21 protein-coding genes and 1 tRNA gene are annotated in these 21,297 nt (G+C 40.3%); 12 read left to right on the forward strand and 10 right to left on the reverse strand.

The genetic code is table 11. From position 1 onward, the window contains the following. Positions 1-26 precede the first annotated feature (26 nt). The gene (locus IRB79_RS08845) at positions 27-752 is read right to left on the reverse strand and encodes an alpha/beta hydrolase (protein WP_243508127.1); all 726 of its coding nucleotides are present in this window, start codon (positions 750-752) and stop codon (positions 27-29) included. A gap of 263 nt (positions 753-1,015) precedes the next feature. Between IRB79_RS08845 and IRB79_RS08850 the strand changes: the two genes are divergently transcribed. From IRB79_RS08850 to IRB79_RS08860, 3 genes are all read left to right on the forward strand, one after another. Beyond that, entirely contained in the window at positions 1,016-2,008 is a 993-nt protein-coding gene (locus tag IRB79_RS08850) for a TAXI family TRAP transporter solute-binding subunit (RefSeq protein WP_113883304.1), read from the forward strand. Positions 2,009-2,134: 126 nt separating this feature from the next. Continuing rightward, positions 2,135-2,665 carry a DUF1850 domain-containing protein gene (locus tag IRB79_RS08855; RefSeq protein ID WP_243508128.1) on the forward strand — a complete coding sequence of 177 codons (531 nt, stop codon included), beginning with the start codon at positions 2,135-2,137 and terminating at the stop codon, positions 2,663-2,665. Beyond that, on the forward strand, positions 2,655-4,613 hold the full coding sequence (locus tag IRB79_RS08860; RefSeq protein ID WP_243508129.1) for a TRAP transporter permease: 1,959 nt from the start codon (positions 2,655-2,657) through the stop codon (positions 4,611-4,613). Before IRB79_RS08855 ends, IRB79_RS08860 begins: the two co-directional genes overlap by 11 nt. A 231-nt stretch (positions 4,614-4,844) precedes the next feature. Here the strand turns inward: IRB79_RS08860 and IRB79_RS08865 are convergent, their stop codons facing one another. The 4 genes from IRB79_RS08865 to IRB79_RS08880 all read right to left on the reverse strand — a co-directional run bounded on the left by IRB79_RS08865 (position 4,845) and on the right by IRB79_RS08880 (position 7,466). Next, positions 4,845-5,420, reverse strand: coding sequence for a hypothetical protein (locus tag IRB79_RS08865; protein ID WP_243508130.1), 576 nt, complete (start codon positions 5,418-5,420; stop codon positions 4,845-4,847). 168 nt (positions 5,421-5,588) lie between these two features. Further along, entirely contained in the window at positions 5,589-5,807 is a 219-nt protein-coding gene (locus tag IRB79_RS08870) for a WYL domain-containing protein (protein WP_243508131.1), read from the reverse strand. 110 nt (positions 5,808-5,917) lie between these two features. Further along, positions 5,918-6,532 (reverse strand): YczE/YyaS/YitT family protein, encoded by a 615-nt coding sequence (locus IRB79_RS08875; RefSeq protein ID WP_243508132.1) that lies wholly within the window; start codon positions 6,530-6,532, stop codon positions 5,918-5,920. A gap of 169 nt (positions 6,533-6,701) precedes the next feature. Further along, complete coding sequence (locus tag IRB79_RS08880) at positions 6,702-7,466, reverse strand: SurA N-terminal domain-containing protein (protein ID WP_243508133.1); 765 nt, start codon at positions 7,464-7,466, stop codon at positions 6,702-6,704. Between the two features lie 246 nt (positions 7,467-7,712). On the opposite strand from IRB79_RS08880, the gene IRB79_RS08885 reads away from it, so the two are divergent. The 3 genes from IRB79_RS08885 (at position 7,713) to IRB79_RS08895 (ending at position 9,542) form a co-directional block, all read left to right on the forward strand. After that, positions 7,713-7,785: transfer RNA gene (locus IRB79_RS08885), tRNA-Val, on the forward strand. A gap of 198 nt (positions 7,786-7,983) precedes the next feature. Further along, entirely contained in the window at positions 7,984-8,958 is a 975-nt protein-coding gene (locus IRB79_RS08890; RefSeq protein ID WP_243508134.1) for a proline dehydrogenase family protein, read from the forward strand. 116 nt (positions 8,959-9,074) lie between these two features. Next, the gene (locus IRB79_RS08895; RefSeq protein ID WP_243508135.1) at positions 9,075-9,542 is read left to right on the forward strand and encodes a GNAT family N-acetyltransferase; all 468 of its coding nucleotides are present in this window, start codon (positions 9,075-9,077) and stop codon (positions 9,540-9,542) included. Between the two features lie 36 nt (positions 9,543-9,578). Here IRB79_RS08895 and IRB79_RS08900 read toward each other — a convergent pair whose 3' ends face one another. From IRB79_RS08900 to IRB79_RS08920, 5 genes are all read right to left on the reverse strand, one after another. Beyond that, on the reverse strand, positions 9,579-10,364 hold the full coding sequence (locus IRB79_RS08900) for an endonuclease/exonuclease/phosphatase family protein (RefSeq protein ID WP_243508136.1): 786 nt from the start codon (positions 10,362-10,364) through the stop codon (positions 9,579-9,581). 1 nt (position 10,365) lies between these two features. Next, positions 10,366-12,006, reverse strand: a complete 1,641-nt coding sequence (locus IRB79_RS08905) for a PTS transporter subunit IIBC (protein ID WP_243508137.1) — start codon at positions 12,004-12,006, stop codon at positions 10,366-10,368. Between the two features lie 320 nt (positions 12,007-12,326). Continuing rightward, a complete protein-coding gene (locus IRB79_RS08910; RefSeq protein ID WP_243508138.1) occupies positions 12,327-13,811 on the reverse strand; it encodes an aldehyde dehydrogenase family protein in 1,485 nt (494 codons plus the stop codon). Between the two features lie 128 nt (positions 13,812-13,939). Continuing rightward, on the reverse strand, positions 13,940-14,893 hold the full coding sequence (locus IRB79_RS08915) for an amidohydrolase family protein (RefSeq protein WP_243508139.1): 954 nt from the start codon (positions 14,891-14,893) through the stop codon (positions 13,940-13,942). A 30-nt stretch (positions 14,894-14,923) separates the two neighbouring features. Continuing rightward, positions 14,924-15,700, reverse strand: a complete 777-nt coding sequence (locus IRB79_RS08920) for an IclR family transcriptional regulator (RefSeq protein ID WP_243508140.1) — start codon at positions 15,698-15,700, stop codon at positions 14,924-14,926. Between the two features lie 272 nt (positions 15,701-15,972). On the opposite strand from IRB79_RS08920, the gene IRB79_RS08925 reads away from it, so the two are divergent. From IRB79_RS08925 to IRB79_RS08950, 6 genes are all read left to right on the forward strand, one after another. Beyond that, entirely contained in the window at positions 15,973-17,436 is a 1,464-nt protein-coding gene (locus tag IRB79_RS08925) for an aldehyde dehydrogenase (RefSeq protein ID WP_243508141.1), read from the forward strand. Between the two features lie 15 nt (positions 17,437-17,451). Beyond that, positions 17,452-18,228, forward strand: coding sequence for a 2-keto-4-pentenoate hydratase (locus IRB79_RS08930; protein ID WP_243508142.1), 777 nt, complete (start codon positions 17,452-17,454; stop codon positions 18,226-18,228). Positions 18,229-18,325: 97 nt separating this feature from the next. Further along, the gene (locus IRB79_RS08935) at positions 18,326-19,210 is read left to right on the forward strand and encodes an acetaldehyde dehydrogenase (acetylating) (RefSeq protein WP_243508143.1); all 885 of its coding nucleotides are present in this window, start codon (positions 18,326-18,328) and stop codon (positions 19,208-19,210) included. A 19-nt stretch (positions 19,211-19,229) separates the two neighbouring features. Then, on the forward strand, positions 19,230-20,255 hold the full coding sequence (gene dmpG / locus IRB79_RS08940) for a 4-hydroxy-2-oxovalerate aldolase (RefSeq protein WP_243508144.1): 1,026 nt from the start codon (positions 19,230-19,232) through the stop codon (positions 20,253-20,255). A 15-nt stretch (positions 20,256-20,270) separates the two neighbouring features. Then, positions 20,271-21,059, forward strand: a complete 789-nt coding sequence (locus IRB79_RS08945; RefSeq protein ID WP_243508145.1) for a 2-keto-4-pentenoate hydratase — start codon at positions 20,271-20,273, stop codon at positions 21,057-21,059. 42 nt (positions 21,060-21,101) lie between these two features. Further along, the gene (locus IRB79_RS08950) at positions 21,102-21,287 is read left to right on the forward strand and encodes a 4-oxalocrotonate tautomerase (RefSeq protein ID WP_159344624.1); all 186 of its coding nucleotides are present in this window, start codon (positions 21,102-21,104) and stop codon (positions 21,285-21,287) included. Positions 21,288-21,297: the final 10 nt, after the last annotated feature.

A 21,297-nucleotide genomic window follows, 5' to 3' on the forward strand; every position in this document is an offset into this window, starting at 1 on the left:
ATAGTTCCTTTTACACAATTTCAAACTTAAAACATAGACTTTAGGGCCCTTTTTAAATCAGGCTGCCAGTATGTCCATGTATGATCCCCATCAAATTCATCATAGAAGTATGGAAATTGTTTTTGCTTAAACAAACTGGATAGATCCCGGTTTGGAGTAAGAAAATCTTTCTCTGCACCCCCTGTGGTTTTCACAGATGTCTCGCCTTTCCCAATAACGTGATAAATATTAAGAAGGTGAGGCTGAGTAAATTCCTGCACTGCCTCTGCAACGGAGTGATCAACATAAGGAGATTGAAGAATTATCCTCCCAAAAGTATTAGGGTATTGCAGGGCTGCCATTAATGAAACAGTTGCTGCAAGGGAATCTCCCATAAGGGCACGTCCCATTCCCATTTGATAAGTAGGGAATTCACGGTCAAGATATGGAACCAGCTCGTGTGCAAGAAAACGGATATAAGCATTATGCTGTTCACCGTCCGGATGATATTTCTTCCATCTGTCTTTGACGTTTTTATATGGGACACCAACAATAATGATATTTTCGATTTCTTTTTCGTTTAATAATTCATCTGCGATGCGCCCGACTCTTCCCAGCTGGAAGTAATCTTTGCCATCCTGGGCTATAACAACAGTGTATTTATATAAGGGTGAAAAGGAAGCGGGCAAATAAATGAGCAGCTCAACCTCTTCGCCAAGTTCCTTGCTTTCGATTACAATATCTTGTATTGATCCTCTGGGGTAATCCATCATTTTTGTTCCTCCGTTTAGTTCTGTTATGTAAGAGTTTACATATAGATTTTATCATATATATATAGGAATTGCTTTTTACATGCATTCTCATTCATGGGTCATGGTGCTTTATTTTAGATAAAATTTACATCGAGGGTGAATCAGCATGCAATAAGACAATTAACAGCAAATTTTAAAAGCAAGGAGGGATCATTTGACAATTCAGATAAGGTTTATGTTAGTATATAATTGATAAAATCTAATCTTTAAAAGGGGGAAATAGGATGAAAAAGAGAAGTATATTCCTAGCCACAGCTCTGCTGTTAGCGCTTTCTATGGTTCTTGCAGCCTGCGGCGGCGGAAAAGATGAAGGCGGCGGCGATGGAGAAGGCGGCGCAGACAAGCCTAAGTTCATGAGCATTGTGACTGGTGGAACAGGCGGTACATACTATCCGCTGGGCGGATCATTCGCTGAGATTATATCTGATGCTACAGGCATTGATACAAATGCTGAAGTTTCAGGTGCATCTGCAGAGAACATGAACACACTGAAAGATGGCAATGCTGAGATTGCTTTCTCTCAAACAGATATTGCTTCATATGCACAAGAAGGGAAATTAATGTTTGAAGGTGCAGCTGTGGATAATGTGAGTGCAGTCGGCACGCTATATCCGGAAACGATCCAGATCGTTACTACTGCAAAATCTGGCATTAAATCTGTTGAAGACTTAAAAGGCAAAAAAGTTTCAATCGGAGCTCCTGGTTCAGGAACTGCTGCGAATGCAGAACAGATTCTTGAAGTGCACGGAATCAAATTGGATGACATTCAAAAGCAGGATCTTTCTTTTGATGAGTCAACTGCCGGAATCCAGGATGGCAATATTGATGCAGCATTCGTTACAGCAGGAACTCCTACAGGTGCTGTTGAAGGACTTTCTGCAACTGAAGATGTTGTGATCGTTCCGATTGAACAGGATAAAATCGATGCATTAATCGAAAAATATCCTTACTATGTACAGGATGAAGTGCCATCTGGAACATATAAGCTTGCAGAAGCTGTACCAACAGTAGCGGTACAGGCAATGCTTGTTGTTTCAAATGACCTTTCAGAAGATGTAGTTTACGATGTTACGAAAGCAATCTTTGAGAACCTTGACAAAGTTACGCATGCCAAAGGAAAAATGATTAAGGCTGAAAATGCTGTCAAAGGTACTGGCATTGAACTGCACCCTGGTGCTAAAAAGTACTTTGACGAAAAAGGTTTTAAAGCTGAATAATCTTTCAATAACAATCGAATGATGAAATTTGGCCGGCTGTAAAACCTAATAAGGTTATTGCGCCGGTCAATTAATTTTAAAATATCAATTGTAAAAGCTGACAACTTTTTTTTAGGTGGAGGTTCCATGAACTTTTATAAGCCAGGGAATAAAAAAGCGGTCCTGGCACTCCTCGTTATCATAACCATCGCAATCATGTTCTTCATACCCATTAAGCAGGCAGTTGTTTTTGAGTATCAAAACAAAGGAAAGGTGATTGCTTATTTCCCGATTAAAGAGGACAGAACCTTTAAGATAAAGTATACACATTCCATCCACCTTACAGATGTTGTAGAAAGCTATACTATAACCGGGGATGGAAGTATTAAATTGTTCGAACTCATGTATGAGGATTTTGCCATCGGCATGCCTGAGAATGCTTCAGATGGAGAAACATTTGAACAAAAGGACGGCAAATATTATATTAAAAATATGAAAAGGATTTTTCCTTCATTTGACTTAAGGCTGGGTAAGGTCAGAGCAAATCACAGATTGATTTTGAAAGGCGAAGAATATGTCCTTTCAGATTATATCGAACCTGGCACATGGGTACGGATAAAGGCGAAAAAAATAAACTTATTCGAGGTGTTGAAAGGAGTGAATATCCTTGGAAAATAAAGGGGAAACGTTATCTCTTGAGGAACAGCAGAAATTGCTGGAAAAATACGATCCAGAGGCTGGCACAAGGAAATTAGGAGGAGTATTAGGCTGGATTGTCTTTTTTGGGCTTTTAGCATTTTCATTGTTCCATTTATATACAGGGGTTTTCGGGATGCTTACAGCCCAGCTGCAGCGTTCGATTCATTTAGGCTTTGCATTAGCCCTAATATTTCTATTATTCCCTGCAAGGAAGAAAGACAGAGGACGAAATCATAAAGTTGCCTGGTACGATATCATTTTAGCTATACTGGGTATTGCTGTAGGTGCTTATTGGCCGCTTTTTATTGATGAAATTGTCATGAGGGCTGGCCGTCTGACCGAGATTGATTTTTATGTAGGACTAATTGCAGTTCTTCTGGTTCTGGAAGCGACAAGGCGCGCGGTTGGACTTCCAATAACCATTATTGCCGTCATTTTTCTTGCCTATGCTATGTTCGGGCCATATATGCCGGCATTTTTGGCGCACCGCGGTCTTGATTTAGAAAGATTGGTGCAGACCATGTTCTTTACGACTGAGGGAATCCTAGGTACCCCCTTAGGCGTATCTGCCACGTTTATTTTCCTATTCTTGTTATTTGGCTCTTTCCTTGTAAAAACTGGTGTAGGGCAGTATTTTAATGATTTAGCTGTGTCCATCGCCGGAAAGAGAACTGGCGGACCGGCGAAAGTTGCCATTTTCTCAAGTGCTCTACAGGGAACAATCAGCGGAAGTTCTGTAGCTAACGTAGTAACTTCAGGCTCCTTTACCATTCCAATGATGAAAAAGCTTGGATACAAGAAAGAATTCGCTGGCGCAGTTGAAGCGACTGCATCAACCGGCGGCCAGATTATGCCTCCAATCATGGGTGCTGCTGCATTCCTGATGGTTGAGTTTATTGGCGGCGGCATTACATACTGGGATATTGCAAAGGCAGCTGCTATTCCGGCACTTCTATATTTTGCCGGGGTCTGGATAATGACTCACTTCGAAGCAAAACGTGTAGGACTTAGAGGGCTGAAAGATGAAGAGATGCCTAACCGTAAGGAAGTATTGAAGAAGATTTATCTGCTGCTGCCGATTTTGGCAGTTATCATCCTGCTAATGAGCGGAATGAGTGTAATACGTGCTGCTCTTTGGTCAATTGTAATTACGGTTGCAGTAAGTATGATAAGCAAGGAAACGCGCATTGGATTCAGAGATGCTATCGATGCATTAGTTGATGGTGCACGCACGGCTTTGGGCGTTGCTGCAGCAACAGCTGCGGCAGGTATTATTGTTGGAGTAGTTGTTAAAACAGGTCTTGGATTAAAGATGGCGAATGGCCTTCTTGATCTTTCAGGCGGGCTGCTGATCCCAACTTTGATGCTGACAATGGTTGCAGCAATTATCCTGGGAATGGGGTCACCAACAACTGCAAACTATGTTATTACATCTACAATAGCCGCCCCAGCAATCATTCTTCTGGGCGTACCTGATTTATCTGCTCACTTATTTGTGTTCTATTTTGGTATTGTGGCAGATGTCACACCTCCAGTTGCTCTTGCAGCATTTGCGGCGGCTGGTGTATCCGGGGGAGATCCGATAAAGACTGGAGTAACAGCATCAAAGCTTGCCATCGGGGCTTTTATTATTCCATACATGTTTGTCCTTTCACCGGAGTTATTGATGATTGATACAACCTGGTATTACTTAATCTGGGTAGTATTCACTGCTTTGGCAGGTATGATGGCAATTGGCGCTGGCGTAATTGGCTACTGGCTGCGTAAATTGAATATTTTTGAAAGACTGCTGGGAATTGCAGGGGGACTTTTGCTTATCTACCCTGAAGGGGTTACTGATATTGTAGGATTAGTTATTTTTATCCTGTTGATTGCATTGCAGGTTTTCATTAAAAAAGACGATCAGGCAAAGCCGCAAACAGCATAATAGGAAAAGCGGAAGAGCCTTGCCCACCCCCGACAAGCACAAGACGAGCCTCTCGAAAGGCGTTCTTTGCCTTTTTGGGAGGATTGGCTTGTGACCTCGAGGGGGTAGGCGCTGGAGCTAGACAGTTCTCGGAGTACAAAGAAATAAATTTATATAAAAAAGAAGGAAGGATGCTCACTCAAGCTGAGATCCTTCCTTTTTTTCATTTCCATACATTGTTTGTCATGCTTCCTAATCGCTATTGCCGATTGAAAGGGAAGCATTAACATAGCCTTCTTCATTACTCGTCAATAGGACAGTAAAAGTACCGGGATCATCGCCTTCATATACTTCTTCACTGAGGTTTTCTTTTAATAGTTCGCTTTTATATTCAATAATTTCAGTATGATTGTTATCATCTTTGGTTCTGTCAACTTCTTTGGCATCTTTCGGAATTCGCTTTTCGACAAAAGCAAGGATTTCCTCATTATTCATATCTTGTTCCATATCCTCAAATTGCAGCTCAACATTTACTGCCCGATGCGTTTGAAACTCTACCAGCATACTGTCTCCGTTGAAGCGGGCAATTTCATCATTGTTTTTATTATCTCCATAAGCCTTTGTGAAAAGGTCTCGTGTGTCTCCCAAACCAACTTCTTCAGTGATCTTTTTGTTTTCTCCCGGCGCTTCCTCTGTTTCCGCCCGCTGTTCTTCCGTTGACGGATTATTCTTATCTTCTTCCTCTACAATTTGTTCTTCGTTCGGATTACAGCCTGCCATTATGAGGCTTCCTGCAAACATTGCAGCAATCAATGTTTTATTTTTCACAGAACCCTTCCTTTCTGAGCGTGATGTCTTTATGGGATCAAACCCGGTTAAAAAGTATATACCCCAATGAGGGCAGGATAATCGGGAAGAAAGGAAGCACAGAAAAAAGCCGTACTTCTTATGTGAAATACAGGCTTTGAAGGTTCAAGTATGAAAGAAATCTCATTATTAGCTGATCTGGCGAGCTTTATTTTCGGGCAAAATGGACATGATATGGTTCAAGTTGAAGATGCGCATTTGTTTTCTATATAAACAATAGGCTAAAATCGTGCTGCCTCGAAGCTCTTTGATTAATATTTTTCTTTGTGTAAATGAATTGCGTTTGGAGAGATAAATGATTTCCACAGGCTTTCTCTCTTCCATAGCTCGATAAAGAATTCCTTTCATAGAGAAATCCCTCCTTACTTTTATTTACATTATACACGAACGCTTGTTCTTAATCAAGTGGAATGCGAAAATTTGTTCGCATAAAAAAAAGACTTCACAAATGAAGTCTTTTAAATAATCTTTAAACCCTTAGTTTTCAAGTGATTAAGCAAAACAGTGCCGTATTGTATGGCATAGCCTAAAAAGACGGCTACGAACAAGGTGCCTAATCCAACTGGACCGCCTAAGATAAGGCCAATGGCCAATGCTAAAAATTCATTAATTATACGTGCAGTCTTAATGCTGATATTGAGCCTTTTGGCAGTTGCGATCATTAATCCATCAATTGGGCCGCTGAATAATTGCGGACGGATATAAATAGATACCCCGAAGCCCAGTAATGAGACACCTGAAATAAAGGCAAGGATCTGAAGGGAAAAGTTTGTAACTGTGATGCCGCTGAAAACAAGCTCCATCCAAAAATCGATCCCCACACTCGCTAAAATGGTGCCAATAAATGATTTAAACTGGGGTTTTTCCCAGGTCAGCAGAGCATTGAAAAATATAAGGGATGCTGTGACCAGAAATGACCATGTTCCAATTGTCAGACCGAACTTATTAAAAAGGCCAACATAAACAGTGTCCCAGGCACCTGCACCAAGATTGGATAAGATAATTAATGAGACACCGAGAGTGAGAATTAAATAACCTGCAATTATTTGAATGAATGTTGTGTGTTTAATCATGTTGTATCCTCCCCAATACATATTACCGTATTTAAATAAATTCTCAAGGGAAAGAAAAGGAAGAAAATTATTTAGTATTCATAACAGTCCAGTATAGGGAATAGCACTTTTTTTAATTCTCTAACATATAAAAAACAGCTCCCATATATGGGAACTGTTTAAAAAATACTTATACCTTAATATCAATTTTTGCACTTTTCTTCAATTCTTCTACATGCTTAACCAGCATATCCTGCTGTTTTTGCTGTTCGAGCTGCTGTTTGATCTGAGGCTTTACTTCCTCCAATTTAGGTGGCTCCTGTCCTTCTGCACCGCCCTGGCTGGCATATTCATCATAGAATTTCTGAATTTCAGCATCTGTAACTTCCCCTGGTTTAATCTCGCCGTTAATATATTTCGTATATTTTATATTGTTGGCAATTTCCTTCTCTAATGAGTCAGGGTTAAGGCCAGCCTGTTTCATTGCTGTTTCGAATTCCTTGTCGTCCTTGAATTGTCCTTTTGTTTCTTCCAGCTGCTTTTTGACTTCTTCATCAGAAGCTTTGTAGCCTTTTTTGTCTGCCTCCTGGAGAAGAAGTGTCTGGCCGACTAGACTGTCGAGTGTCTGCTCCTTGATTTTCTCTGCAGCATCTTTGGTAGTAGGGTCTTGTCCCATTTGCTGATACATCATCTGTGATGAAGTAAGCACGCTGTTATACTCGCGGCCAAGAATTTCCTGGTCATTAACGATTGCGACAGTCTTTTCTTCATCAAGCTTTTGCTTGTCCATTTTCTTTTGCATTTCTTCCATTTGCTTTTGCTGGTCCTGCTGGTCGGTTTCAGCTGTTTTCGCTTCCTCTTTTTTATCTGCACTCTTGCTTTCATCATCAGCTCCACAAGCAGCTAAAACGGCAGATATTAAAACTAGTAAAAAGGGATACATTAGTTTTTTCATTAAAATTTCTCCTTCCGTAACCCTGTAAGGTTTGATTCAGCTAACAAAAGAATCATATAGAGGGCATTATAAAGCAAAAATTCTCAAAAAGATACCTTAAAGGCATAAATGCAGAATTTGTAATGGGAATGTAATCTAGTTTCCAAGCTGCTAACTTTATAGTTTATGGATGAAATATAGGTATTGACTTTTATGAGAGAAAGAAGTATATTTTATATTGTCCCCAATATAGGGGAATGTTATAACGATTCCGTAGCTCAGCTGGGAGAGCGCTACCTTGACAGGGTAGAGGTCGCTGGTTCGAACCCAGTCGGAATCATACTTAAAGTGTCTGGCCGCTGATAGCCAGGCACTTTTTTGTTTACAGGGATTTTATCTTTTGAACTGGGAACTCCTGCAATGTTTTAACGAAACAGTGATGGGGAATCGTTAAAATATAAAAATTCACAAAATAATTTTTATTAAAAATCTATGCTATAATTTCATTGTGAAATTACAAGAGTTAGGGGATATTTCTATGTTGAAAGATCTGTTTATCGGCCTTTCCCAAAACGAATTTCTGAATAGCGCTGCAAAGAAATATGGGTTGAAATTGGGAGCGCAGAGTGTAGTTGCGGGAACAAATTTAGATGAAGCAATTCAAAGCATAAAAGAGCTTAATGCTCATGGCATCTCTTGTACTGTCGATAACCTCGGGGAATTTGTATATAAAAAGGAAGAGGCGGCAGAAGCGAAAAAACAAATAATTGAAGTGATAGAGGCCATTCATGTAAATCAGGTGGATGCACATATATCTTTAAAGCCTTCCCAATTAGGCCTGGATATCGACTATTCTTTCTGTCTTGAAAATGTTAGGGAGATAGTAGAGAGAGCAAGCCATTATGGTATTTTTGTGAATATGGATATGGAAGACTCTAAGCGTCTGCAGCCTTCCTTTGATTTACTGGATGAATTATCTAAAGAATATAATAACATAGGTTCAGTTATTCAAGCCTATTTTCTGGATGCTGAAGAAGATTTAATGAAATATAAGGATTTCCGCTTGCGAATTGTAAAAGGGGCTTATAAGGAGCCTGAAGAAATTGCTTTTCAGGAAAAAAGTGACATCGATGCTAACTTTATAAAATTAATAGAATGGCATTTGCTGAATGGCAAATTTACATCCATTGCAACACATGACCATAAAGTAATTAATCATGTAAAAGATTTTGTAAGGGCTAACAATATCCCTAAAGAGAAATTTGAATTTCAAATGCTTTATGGCTTCCGCAAGGATATGCAGCTGAAGCTTGCTGGTGAAGGCTATAATTTCTGTACGTATGTACCTTTTGGAAATGACTGGTACGGCTACTTCATGAGGCGCCTGGCTGAAAGGCCGCAGAATTTAAACCTTGTTGCCAAGCAGGTATTTAATAAGAAAACCAATACAGTGATTGGTGTGGCCGCAGGAGCTTTCCTATTAGGCAGATTGACAAAGAAGCAGAAAAAATAATACTGCAAAGTCTCCCTGTTTTATTAAGCAGGGAGGCTTTTTTTATGTTATCTTAAAAGGAATTTTTTGGGGTAATTGCGAATTAAATTTGAGAATGATTAGAGGGGAGATATGGAATGGACATGGACTTGCAGCTGAAACAAGTAACAGAGAAAAATTTTTTTGATCTCATTAATCTGAAATCAGAGGAAGATCAGGAAAAGAAGTTTCAAATTTTCGAAAGATTTGTCGGTTCCAATGCTTTTTTCATTGCACTGGCATCTGTAAATGGCTGGACATGCAAAGCCATATATGACAGGGAAACATTAATTGGCTTTGCAACTCATGGATTGGACAGGGATCATGACCGCTATGAACTTGTTAGCCTGATGCTCGGTCATCAATTTCAGAGGAAAGGGTACGGTATACCGGCTATTAAACTTGTGATAGAGGAAATGAAAGAGATGTATGCTTGTGATGAAATCTACCTATCAGTCATCAAGGAGAATGAGCCGGCTATTCTTTATGAGAAAGTTGGCTTTGAACCAACAGGTGAGATTTTTCAGGCCTTCCATCCTGAACCCATCTACAGGCTAAAAGTGTAAAAAGAAGTCCCTGACTGAATTGTCAGGGACTTTTGCCTATATTTCAATTTCCACACCATAATGATCTGAAATGATGGGCTTGTGTGTGCCGTTAAAGATAACCCGTGAATATTTCGGATGGATAGGCTGAGCCGAAAGAATTAAATCAATCCGCATATCATGGTTATTGTCATCCCAGCCGGCAATCTTTCCTTTAACAGTAACACCCGAATCCTTCCTGGAAGCTAATTCATAAGTGTCGTAGAGCCCATTGCCTGTCAGAAAGTCATAACCTTCATTGCGGACATAAGCCGAGCTGTTGAAATCTCCCATTAAAATGGCGGATTCATCCTTTGGTACTTGTGCAAGAAGAGATTCAACCTGGAATTTATAGGATTCTTCTTCATCGTGCCACCAGCCGAGATGACAAGAATAGAAGGAGATGGGCCTATCTTGATGAACTAATTTAATACCAACTATTTTTCGTGTCTTCCAGTGTTTCTGGTCTTGGTTTTTTGTAATGAAAAATGAATGATTTTCTTCTATTTCATACCTGGTCATGATTGCAAGACCCTCTTCATATATATCATAGCCAATATGTGAGAAATCCCATTTAAATACGTAATCTTCCACACCTATTTTTCTCAATTCTTCAATTAACAGCAATGCATAATTATCTTCTCTGATATGGCCGTCTATCAAAGGGGCATTGATATGCTGGCTGACTTCCTGCAGAGCGATGACATCATAGCGGTTCTCTTTAATAGCCTCAGCAAGAATTTTAATTTTTTCCAGCTGCTGATCTTCCTGCCATGAGTGGCAGTTGAGAGTTAATAATTTCATTTTAAGCTCCCAGCAGGTCTTGTATATCAGATTTAAGGACATCTGCTTTTGGTCCATAAATTGCCTGAACGCCTTTGTCCTTAACGATAAGACCTAAAGCTCCATTCTTCTTCCAGTCCTGTTCACCAGCAACTGATGAAGTGTCCTTTACTGTGACACGCAAGCGGGTCATGCAGGCATCTACATCTTCAATATTTTCTTTTCCGCCTAATAATTCAATTAACACAGGGGCTAGTGAATTTTTCTTGACTGAAGTATCTGAAGATGAAGCAGTATTTTCTTCTTCAATATAGTTTCCATTACGTCCTGGTGTAGGGAAGTTGAATTTTCTGATCATAAAATTGGCAACACCAAAGTTTAATCCGAAGAATATAAGACAGGCAATTAAAAAGTTTACAAGGTCCAGCCATAAGCCAGCTTTTAAAATCATTGGTGTTCTTGTAATCAATTCAATGATGCCAAAAGAATGGACACGGATATTAATGATATCAACTATTGCAAATGCCAGACCTGTCATAACTGCATACACGATATAAAGAAGTGGAGCAGCAAACATGAACATAAATTCGATTGGTTCAGTTACTCCAGTTAAGAATACTGCCAAACCAGCAGAAAAGAACATCGATTTGTATTTCTTCTTTTTCTCAGGATCTACATTGCGGTACATTGCAAGCGCAATTCCCAATAAGGCAGCAGCGGACAGAATCATTTGGCCTACTTTAAAGCGGGCAGGGGTAACGTCATTCAGCAACTGCTTATAGCTTTCTGTATCTCCTGCAGCCAAAAAGTTATTCAGGTCGGCAATCCATGCAAGCCATAGCGGATCTTGTCCAGCGACCGTTGAACCTGCATTTGAGCCTGTCAGGATTTTGTAAGTTCCGCCAAGCTCTGTATAATTAATTGGGACCGTCAGCATATGATGCAGTCCAAATGGAAGAAGCAATCGTTCCAGTGCGCCAAAAACAAATGGAGCAATAACTGGTGCTGTATTTCGTGATGTAGCAATCCATTGTCCGAAATCATTTAATAATCCTTGAATAAATGGCCAAACAATCGATAAGACAAACGCTGCTGCAACAGAGCCGCCAATTACAGTGAAGGGCACAAAGCGCTTTCCATTGAAAAAGGAAAGTGAATTTGGCAATTTATCATAGTTATAATACTTGTTAAATAAATTGGCGCCAAGAAAACCTGAGATAATCCCGACGAATACTCCCATATTCAATGCTGGTGCGCCTAAAACAGAAGTGAAATAGTCCGGGACAATGAGATCTTGTCCAAACAGGGATTTTACCGTGGCCTCAGGGTTACCTAACATGTCGGACTTTACTCCGAATATGGCGCCTGTAATTCTATTAATCAGAATGAAAGCAATAAGAGCTGCAAACGCTCCGCCTGCACGTTCCTTAGCCCAGGAACCGCCAATTGCTACTGCGAATAAGATATGAAGATTTGTAATAATGGCCCATCCGATATCCTCCAGCACTCGTGCAATCGCTTGCACAAATGCTATGTCAGTACCCGTCATGCCAACAAGCTTGCCAAGTGAAATCATAATACCCGCAGCTGGCATTACGGCCACTACAACAAGTAATGCTTTCCCAAACTTTTGCCAGAAATCAAAAGAAAATAATTTTTTCATCGTTCTTCTCTCCCTTATTGTATGGGCTTTCATTAAATGGACTAAAGAAGCATTCCCATAATTTCACGAAAAAAACTTCGATGTATGCATGGATATTTTCTATGAAAATGCTATTTAGCTTTATTATTATCTTAAAATAACACGGGTAAGAAAATGATGCAACCGTTTGCGTACAAATATTCATCCGGAGGTTTAGAAGGTGATAATAGGGAAGATTCTTAAAACAATCGTTCCTTAAATATTATTTCCAAAGTGGAATTGGGGAGAAGGATTATTAAAATGTAGAAAACGGACATTTATATGCCCGTTTTCCAGAGTTATTAAAATGGATAGTGTCTGTCTTTAGTTTGTACCGATACCCATTTGGTGACGGTAAATTCCTCAACAACCCATGGATTTCCAAACCTTCCTAATCCGCTTGCCTTATTTCCTCCAAATGGAATATGGGGTGCGTCATTTACAGTTTGATCATTCACATGAGTCATTCCACTATCAATTTTTAGAGCTAATTCTTCTCCTCGAGCAAGATCGCTTGTAAAGATAGAAGAGCTTAAACCATATTCTGTATCATTGGCCATTTCAATAGCATGTTCGTCTGAATCAGCTTTAATAATGGTGGCAATAGGGGCAAATAATTCAGTCTGTGCCAGTTTGCTGGAATTATCCACATCAGTAAAAACAAAAGGTGTAATAACATTGCCGATCCTCTGGCCTTCTAAAGCTAGTGTCGCGCCTTCTTGCTTTGCTGTTTCAATATACTGAATAGCCTTTTCCAATTGGCGTTCGTTAATAAGAGGACCTATCACAGTATTAGGGTCGCTTGGATCTCCATATGGCAGTGACTTCGCTCGGTCAATAAATTTTTCTGTAAAATCATTGTATATGTCTTTATGGACGATGATCCGGTTTACAATCATACATATTTGGCCCTGGTGGATGAACTTGCCGAATATTGCAGCATTCACTGCCTGATCGACATTTGCGTCGGAAAGGACAATCAGCGGGCTGTTGCCTCCCAGCTCCAAAGCGACTCTTTTCAAATTTCGCCCAGCAATAGCTCCGATATGACGGCCTACAGCAGAGGATCCAGTAAAACTTATTAGTTTTGAATGCGGATTAGTCAGCATACTGTCTCCGATTTCATTAATATCAGTTAAGACGATGTTAAGAACACCTTTTGGCAGCCCCGCGTGTTCAAAAGCTTTGGCTATAATCGAACCGCCAGAAAGGGCAACTTGAACATCAGGCTTATGAACAACACTATTGCCTAGAGCGATGGCAGGTGCAATAGTTCTCATTGAGAGATTCAATGGAAAGTTAAACGGGGAAATTGAGGCAATGACCCCTAATGGTAAGCGATGGATGTGGTTAAGCTTTTCATCTGATCCTGCTACTTCTCTTCCCTTATTAACTTCATCAGCGTATTTAATAGATTCTTCAAGGAACTCGATGGCAAGATGCAATTCAATATGGCTCTTAAGTATAGTACTGCCAGTTTCTCTTTGAATAATTGCCGTAATTTCTTCTCGGTTTTCTTTTAAATAGGCCGCCGCCTTTGAAAGGACCTCTCTTCTTTCCTCAACAGTAGAGGCAGCCCATTTCTTTTGGGCACTGCTGGCAATTTCGAAAGTTTCAGCCAGCTGACCTTTTGTCGCCAGCTTCACGGTGGTGACGACACTGCAGTCATAAGGATTCAAAATTTCATAGATTCTCCCGCTTTTTCCTTCAGTCCATACTCCGTTAATAAAGCTTTTGCTAATCTCTTCACTGATGAGGTTGTTTGCAATACTTTGTGATTGCTGCATTTCATTACCCCCTCCTTAATAATGGTAACGCTTACACGTTTCCTTGCAGTTTAGTATAACAGCATGGATTTTTTGTAAGAATAGCAAAGTTGCGCTATATGAAAATTATTAAAAAATTATTAACCGGGTTAAATGGAACTTGTGATAGGTTCCAGTAAAGATGACGCCCCTTTGGTGTTCTTATAAATTGGAGGGTTTTCACATAAGTCAAAAGGGTAATCTGATCCAGGAACAACTCTATTCTCTCCAACTGTTTTTACCAAGAAATCCAATCCTGCAGGGTTCCACAAAACTGTATCAAACCAAAATCGTTTTATATATTGGGATGGAGGCGCATTCAAGTTTGAGGATACCTGATCCCATTGTTCATAGCCTTTATCAAGCCGTCCAATCTGGTAAGGAAGGAAGCCTCCGCCATGAGCAAACAAAATCTTTATATCAGGATATTTATCAATCATTCCGCTCAGTAAAATATCCGTTGCACAAACGGTTGTTTCCCAAGGAACTCCAATTAAATTTGGCATCATTTTTGTTTTTAGGCGAGGATCTTCACTTAATAGCGGGTGAATAAAGAGAATGGCTTTTTTCCTGTTTGCTGTTTCAAAAAAAGGTTTGAAAAATTCATCTGAAAGCATTCTCCCTGAAAGCCCAGGTCCTATAATTGCACCTTTTAGCCCCAGGTTTATTGCTCTTTCCAATTCATCAGCTGCCATCTCAGGGTTGTTCAGTGGCACTGTTGCAAGAGCAGATGTTTTTTCTGGTGCTGAGGATGCCAAAGTAGCTAATGTTTGATTATATACCTTAGAAATCTCTGCTGTAATTTCTTGAGGAAAGTCATACATAAATAACTGGGGGATGGGGGAAATCATAGAGTGAGTTACACCGGCATTAAATTGATTTTTGCTATATAAATCATAGTGATAAAAAGCGGGCTTTAATTCAAAGCCCCATTTATTATTGACTATTAAAAATTCATCTTTATCAGGTGATTTTTTAACCCACTCTGCTTTTACTGCAGTTTGATTGTCTTTTACCCAGTCAAGCACCTCCTGTGGAATAAAGTGTGTATGAAAATCGTACATATAAATTTCTCCTCTCTTTTTATTAATCTATTATTTCCAATATCCCATTCTGCTCGATATTTCATTGGCAGCATTGATGACCCTTTTTGAATAACTCTTTATCTTGCTCTGCTGAATTCTTTGTTTTGGGCCTACAATCGCTAAAGCCGCAATGACTCTGCCCTTATAATCATAGATTGGTGCTGCTATAGAATTTACTCCTTCAAGATACTCTTCGTTGCTCCAGGAATAACCTTGTTCTCTAATTTGCTTTAAGTGAGATTTAAGCATTTCAGATTCAGTAATGGTAGTTTTAGTATGCTGTTCGAGCCCTTTTTCAAGGACTGCATTGAAAACATCCTCTTTAGCATGGGCAAGCAGTGCCTTCCCTGAGCTTGTGCAATAGAGGGGATTTCTTCTGCCGACATGTGTCAGAAATCTGACTGGGTGATTGCATTCAACCTTTTGCAAATAAATGACTTCATTGTTGTCTAAAACCGAAATATGGGCGGTCTCGCCCAACTCCTGTACGATTTTATTTAAAACAGGCTGGGACTCCCTATAGATATCCATTTGGCTGTTTACGATGCCTCCAAGGGAGAGTATGGAAAGCCCCAAACGGTACCTTTTGCTTTCAGGATCTTTAAAAACGAATCCTTCACTGGCCAATGTAGCCATCGTTCGGCTGACCGTGCTTTTATTTAAGCCAAGTGATGCTGAAATGTCGCTGATTTTTTTTTCTGGTTCGTCCATAGAAAAGCATCTCAATATACGTAATGCATTTTTTACAGACGAAAGATGACTTTCCTCATTTGTCTTTAAAGCCATTTCAAAACCTCCTTTATGTTGCTATATGTTAAACATGGTTGCTTTATAGTGGAAAATATATCAGAGAAATTTATAAAAGAAAAGAGAATGTTTTAAAAATTTTGAAATTTATAAAGCTAGGCAATTGTCATGCCAGGGTTTTAGAGGTTTTTAAAAAGTTTCAAAAATTTACCCCTTGTTGCATATAGAGCAATTACTGTGTTGTGAAGCCTGAAAGTAAGCGTTAACATAAAATTGCGAAAATAAAAAAAGTTATTTAGGAGGCTAACATTTTGCAAACAGAAGCGAAAATTAAAGCTATTAATTGTCAGCATTTTATTAATGGACAGTTTGTCGATTCTAAAAATCAAAAAACATTTGAAAATATTAACCCTGCAACGGAAGAAGTTCTGGGTACAGTCGCAGAAGGCGGTAAGGAAGAAGTGGATTATGCTGTAGCAGCAGCAAGAAGAGCATTAAAAGGCCCTTGGAAAAATACGACTCTGCAAGAGCGTTCAAAAATCCTTCGCCGAATTGGAGATCTGATTCTTGAAAGGCAGGAGGAGCTGGCACATTTGGAATCCCTGGATACGGGAAAACCTTTTTCCCTTGCAAATAGCATTGATATACCAAGGGCAGCTTACAATTTCCATTTTTATGCTGATTATATTACCTCTATCGGAACGGAAGCTTATCAGCAGGATCAGCAGGCACTGCATTATGCGTACCGCCGTCCAGTAGGTGTTGTTGGAATTATTAAGCCATGGAATCTGCCATTATTATTGCTTACCTGGAAATTGGCCCCATGCTTAGGCATGGGAAATACAGCTGTCATAAAGCCTGCAGAGTGGACACCTATGACAGCTACAGTATTAATGGAGATTTGTAAAGAAGCGGGTGTTCCTGATGGAGTGGTTAATCTTGTTCACGGGTTTGGACCTAATTCTGCAGGTGGCGCCATATCTGAACATCCTGATATTGATGCCATTTCTTTTATCGGAGAGCCTGGAACAGGTTCAGCTATTATGAAGTCGGCAGCTGATTCATTGAAAAAACTTTCATATGAGCTTGGCGGCAAAAATCCTAATATCATTTTTGCTGATGCAGACTTGGATGAAGTAATTGAAACGACCATTAAATCCAGCTTTGTTAATCAAGGGGAAGTTTGCCTTTGCGGATCACGTATATACGTAGAACGCCCAATCTATAGTGAATTTGTCAGCAGATTTGCTGAGAGGGTTAAAGCACTCAAAGTTGGCCACCCATTGGATGATGATACAAATGTTGGGGCACTGGTCAGCAAAGAACACTATGATCGTGTCATGGGATATGTTGAAATAGCAAAAAACGATGGGGGAACCATTGTAACAGGTGGTAAGCGTCCAGAAGGGCTTGAAAAAGGATACTATCTTGAGCCTACCATTATTACAGACTTAAGCCGCAATTCCCGCTGTATCCGTGAAGAAATCTTTGGGCCTGTTGTAACAGTCACCCCATTTGATATGGAGGAAGAAGTGGTTATGCAGGCAAATGATACACACTATGGGTTAAGCGCAACGATTTGGACCAGCAATTTAAAGCGTGCCCACCGTGTTTCCCATCAAATTGAAGCAGGAATTATCTGGGTGAACACTTGGTTCCTGCGTGATTTGAGAACCCCATTTGGAGGAATGAAAAATAGCGGTATTGGAAGAACAGGCGGCATGCACAGCATTGATTTCTACTCCGAATTATCCAATATAACCATTAAATTGTAGGAAGGAGAGCATGTTATGGGTGCAAATATAAAACAATATGCTGCTCAGCTTGCAGAGGCAGAGTTTTCCGGTACTGGGGTCTTGCCAATCACTTCCGATAACGCTGGGCTTACTATAGAAGAGGCTTATCAAATTCAACTCGAAAATATTAAGCGTAAAGTTGAGAGCGGCCAAAAAATTGTCGGCAAAAAAATTGGTTTGACTTCCCTTGCTATGCAGCGGCTGCTGGGTGTGGATGAACCCGACTACGGGCATTTGCTTGATAGCATGGTTGTTGAGAATGGTGGAGCAGTTTCAATCGAGAAGGTTCTTCAGCCTAAAGTGGAGGCGGAAATTGCATTTGTATTAAAAAAGGAATTAAAGGGACCAAATGTCACAGCTTTAGATGTAATCCAGGCAACAGATTACGTAGTTCCTGCATTAGAGATTGTTGATAGCAGAATCAAAGATTGGAAGATTAAACTTCCTGACACCATTGCAGATAATGCTTCTTCCGGTTTCTATGTTTTAGGAGGAAAGCCAGCGAGGCTTTCTGTGATAGACCTAAAATTAATCGGAATGGTATTGACGAAAAATGGGGAGGTTGCCAATACAGGTGTTGGTGCGGCGGCATTAGGCAATCCGATCAATTGCGTAGCATGGCTTGCAAATAGATTAGCAGATTTTGATATTTCCCTTAAAAAGGGTGAAGTAATTCTATCAGGTGCCCTTTCTGCAGCTGTTGAAGCTCAGGCAGGAGATTCCTTTACAGCACGGTTTGCTCATATTGGCCAAGTAAGTGTACATTTTTAAAAAATCAGTTATCCTCTTCCGGTAAACGCCCCCGGGAGAGGGCAGTTATGTTTAATTAGCCTGAAAACAATTTCTTTGATAAAGAAAGGGGAGCGTTATGGGAAAGGTTAAAGTTGCTGTATTGGGTTCCGGTAATATAGGGACAGATCTAATGTTAAAGCTCCATCGTTCTGAAGTGCTTGAACTCACGACAGTTATCGGAATTGACCCTGAGTCTGATGGGTTGAAAAAAGCAAGGGAGCTTGGGTATAAAACCATTGATAATGGAATAAAAGGATTCCTTGAAAGACCGGAATTAGCAGACATCGTATTTGATGCCACTTCTGCAAAAGCGCATATCAGACATGCAAAGCTATTAAGAGAAGCTGGGAAGCAGGTTCTGGATTTAACACCGGCGGCAGTCGGCCCATTTGTGGTACCTCCTGTAAACATTTCGGAGCATTTGGACGCAAATAATATCAATCTAATAACATGCGGAGGACAGGCGACAATTCCAATGGTTCATGCCATTAATAGAGTGCAGCCTGTAGAGTATGCAGAAATTGTTGCCACGATCTCTTCAAAAAGTGCAGGTCCCGGAACAAGGGCAAATATCGATGAATTTACACAGACTACTTCCAGAGGAATTGAAAAAATCGGCGGGGCAAAAAAGGGGAAAGCAATTATCATATTAAATCCTGCAGAACCTCCGATTTTAATGAGAGATACCGTTCATGTATTAGTTGATGGAGAAAAAGTTAAAGAAGAAGAGATTATTGCTTCAATTAAAGAAATGGAAAAGCAGGTTCAGTCATATGTTCCAGGTTATCGCTTGAGACAGGAGCCAATTTTTGACGGCAATAAGGTAACCGTTTTTCTGGAGGTGGAAGGCGCAGGGGATTATTTGCCGAAATATTCCGGAAACCTTGATATCATGACAGCTGCATCCGTAAAAGTGGCTGAAGAGTGGGCAAAGAATAAAATCAACAAGGTAACTGTCTAAGATAGGAGATGAGCCGGAAATGACTCTAAACAGAGATATTCTAATAACAGAGGTGGCATTGCGTGACGGGAGCCATGCAGTAGGACACCAATTTACAGTTGAACAAGTAACACAAGTAGCCCGTGGATTGGATGAAGCAAATGTCCCTTACATTGAAGTGACCCATGGCGACGGTTTAGGCGGTTCTTCTTTACAATATGGGTTATCGCTGACGAATGAAATGGAGTTAATTGAAGCGGCTGCAGCTTCGGTAACAAATTCTAAAATAGCTGTATTGCTATTGCCTGGTATTGGTACAATGCCGGAGTTAAAAGAAGCTGCCCGTTTAGGCGCAAAGATGGCCAGAATTGCCACCCATGTTACGGAAGCAGATGTTTCACCGCAGCATATTGCATTGGCAAAAGATTTGGGAATGGAAACGGTAGGATTTTTAATGATGTCCCACATGGCGCCAACAGAAAAGCTGGTTGAACAGGCAAAGCTGATGGAAAGCTATGGAGCAGATACAGTATATGTAGTGGATTCTGCAGGTGCCTTGCTGCCGCATCAAGTGACAGAAAGAATTTCTGCAATGAAAAACAGCCTATCGGTCAATATTGGATTTCACGGCCATAATAACCTGTCTTTAGCAATGGGAAATACTCTTGCTGCTATTGAAGCAGGGGCCACAAGGATAGACGGAAGCATTCGCTGTCTTGGCGCAGGGGCAGGAAATGCCCAGACTGAAGTGCTTGTTGCTGTATTAGACCGTCTTGGAATCAAAACTGGTGTGGATATTTATAAAATGATGGATATTGCAGAAAACTTGGTAGCTCAAATTTTACAAAAACCTCAAGAAATAACAAAGGATAGCCTGGTTCTTGGTTATGCAGGTGTCTATTCCAGCTTTCTGCTGCATGCACAGCGTGCCGCAGCAAGATTTGGAATCGATTCACGAGATATATTAATAGAACTTGGAAAAAGAAATGTTGTTGGTGGCCAGGAAGATATGATTATTGATGTGGCAGCAGAGATATCAAAGAAAAAAATTGGTGCCGGCGCCTGATAAGGAGGAAATTAAATGCCTAATCAAGAATATAAGGAAATTGCTGAATATTTAGTAGCAGCTGAAGTGGAAAAGCGTGAAGTAATTAAGGTTACAGCAGAAATCAAGCCGGATCTAACAGTTGAGGAAGGTTATTTAGTTCAACAGGAGCTGGTAGATATTAAGCTGGCTGAGGGCAGAAGGGTAATTGGCCCAAAAATGGGGCTAACCAGCCAGGCGAAGATGAAACAAATGAAGGTGGATGAGCCGATTTATGGCTATGTATTTGATTATATGCTCATTGAGGATGGAGGAAGTTTACCTTTCCATGAACTGATACATCCTAAAGTGGAAGCTGAGATCGCATTTGTGATTGGTGAAGATATTGAAGGTCCAGGAGTAACCGGTGCTCAAGTACTTGCAAAGACAGAGTATGTGCTGCCGGCTCTAGAAATTATTGATAGCCGTTACGAGAACTTTAATTTTACCCTCCCGGATGTAATTGCTGATAATGCCTCAACATCACGTGTCGTATTTGGTACATCATTAAAGAAACCTGATCAACTGGATCTTGATTTAGTAGGCGCTACACTATCAATCAACGGAGAAATGAAAGATTTGGGAGCAGGTGCAGCAGTTTTGGGGCATCCTGCTAATTCGATTGCCATGCTTGCAAATATGCTTTCAAGAAAAGGCGAAAAAGTGCGAAAAGGTGACGTGATTCTAACTGGAGCACTTACTGGGGCAAGTATGCTGGCAGTAGGTGATTTTGTCAGCGGTAAATTTGATGGTCTTGGCGAAGTGACATTCACAGTAAAAGAGTGAGGAATCCGTCTAACATATAATATAGAAAGTAGATGAGAAGATATGCCAATTATCAATGTTCAAATCATTGAAGGCAGACCGAAGGAAAAGGTTGCCGAAGTGATTCAGAATATTACAAATACAGTTTCAGAAACATTGGATGCCCCTAAAGAAACCGTAAGAGTGATTGTGACAGAAATCCCTAAAACGCACTGGGGAAAAGCAGGGAAGCCAATGTCAGAACAATGAAAGCTCATCG

This window comes from Cytobacillus oceanisediminis, from assembly GCF_022811925.1.
Lineage (GTDB): Bacteria > Bacillota > Bacilli > Bacillales > Cytobacillaceae > Cytobacillus > Cytobacillus oceanisediminis_D.

Coding starts and splice junctions, on each gene's coding strand:
- IRB79_RS08845 (WP_243508127.1), bottom strand. CDS start 752: ATGATGGATTACCCCAGAGGATCAATACAAGATATTGTAATCGAAAGC.
- IRB79_RS08850 (WP_113883304.1), top strand. CDS start 1,016: ATGAAAAAGAGAAGTATATTCCTAGCCACAGCTCTGCTGTTAGCGCTT.
- IRB79_RS08855 (WP_243508128.1), top strand. CDS start 2,135: ATGAACTTTTATAAGCCAGGGAATAAAAAAGCGGTCCTGGCACTCCTC.
- IRB79_RS08870 (WP_243508131.1), bottom strand. CDS start 5,807: ATGAAAGGAATTCTTTATCGAGCTATGGAAGAGAGAAAGCCTGTGGAA.
- IRB79_RS08875 (WP_243508132.1), bottom strand. CDS start 6,532: ATGATTAAACACACAACATTCATTCAAATAATTGCAGGTTATTTAATT.
- IRB79_RS08880 (WP_243508133.1), bottom strand. CDS start 7,466: ATGAAAAAACTAATGTATCCCTTTTTACTAGTTTTAATATCTGCCGTT.
- IRB79_RS08890 (WP_243508134.1), top strand. CDS start 7,984: ATGTTGAAAGATCTGTTTATCGGCCTTTCCCAAAACGAATTTCTGAAT.
- IRB79_RS08895 (WP_243508135.1), top strand. CDS start 9,075: ATGGACATGGACTTGCAGCTGAAACAAGTAACAGAGAAAAATTTTTTT.
- IRB79_RS08900 (WP_243508136.1), bottom strand. CDS start 10,364: ATGAAATTATTAACTCTCAACTGCCACTCATGGCAGGAAGATCAGCAG.
- IRB79_RS08905 (WP_243508137.1), bottom strand. CDS start 12,006: ATGAAAAAATTATTTTCTTTTGATTTCTGGCAAAAGTTTGGGAAAGCA.
- IRB79_RS08910 (WP_243508138.1), bottom strand. CDS start 13,811: ATGCAGCAATCACAAAGTATTGCAAACAACCTCATCAGTGAAGAGATT.
- IRB79_RS08915 (WP_243508139.1), bottom strand. CDS start 14,893: ATGTACGATTTTCATACACACTTTATTCCACAGGAGGTGCTTGACTGG.
- IRB79_RS08920 (WP_243508140.1), bottom strand. CDS start 15,700: ATGGCTTTAAAGACAAATGAGGAAAGTCATCTTTCGTCTGTAAAAAAT.
- IRB79_RS08930 (WP_243508142.1), top strand. CDS start 17,452: ATGGGTGCAAATATAAAACAATATGCTGCTCAGCTTGCAGAGGCAGAG.
- IRB79_RS08935 (WP_243508143.1), top strand. CDS start 18,326: ATGGGAAAGGTTAAAGTTGCTGTATTGGGTTCCGGTAATATAGGGACA.
- dmpG (WP_243508144.1), top strand. CDS start 19,230: ATGACTCTAAACAGAGATATTCTAATAACAGAGGTGGCATTGCGTGAC.
- IRB79_RS08945 (WP_243508145.1), top strand. CDS start 20,271: ATGCCTAATCAAGAATATAAGGAAATTGCTGAATATTTAGTAGCAGCT.
- IRB79_RS08950 (WP_159344624.1), top strand. CDS start 21,102: ATGCCAATTATCAATGTTCAAATCATTGAAGGCAGACCGAAGGAAAAG.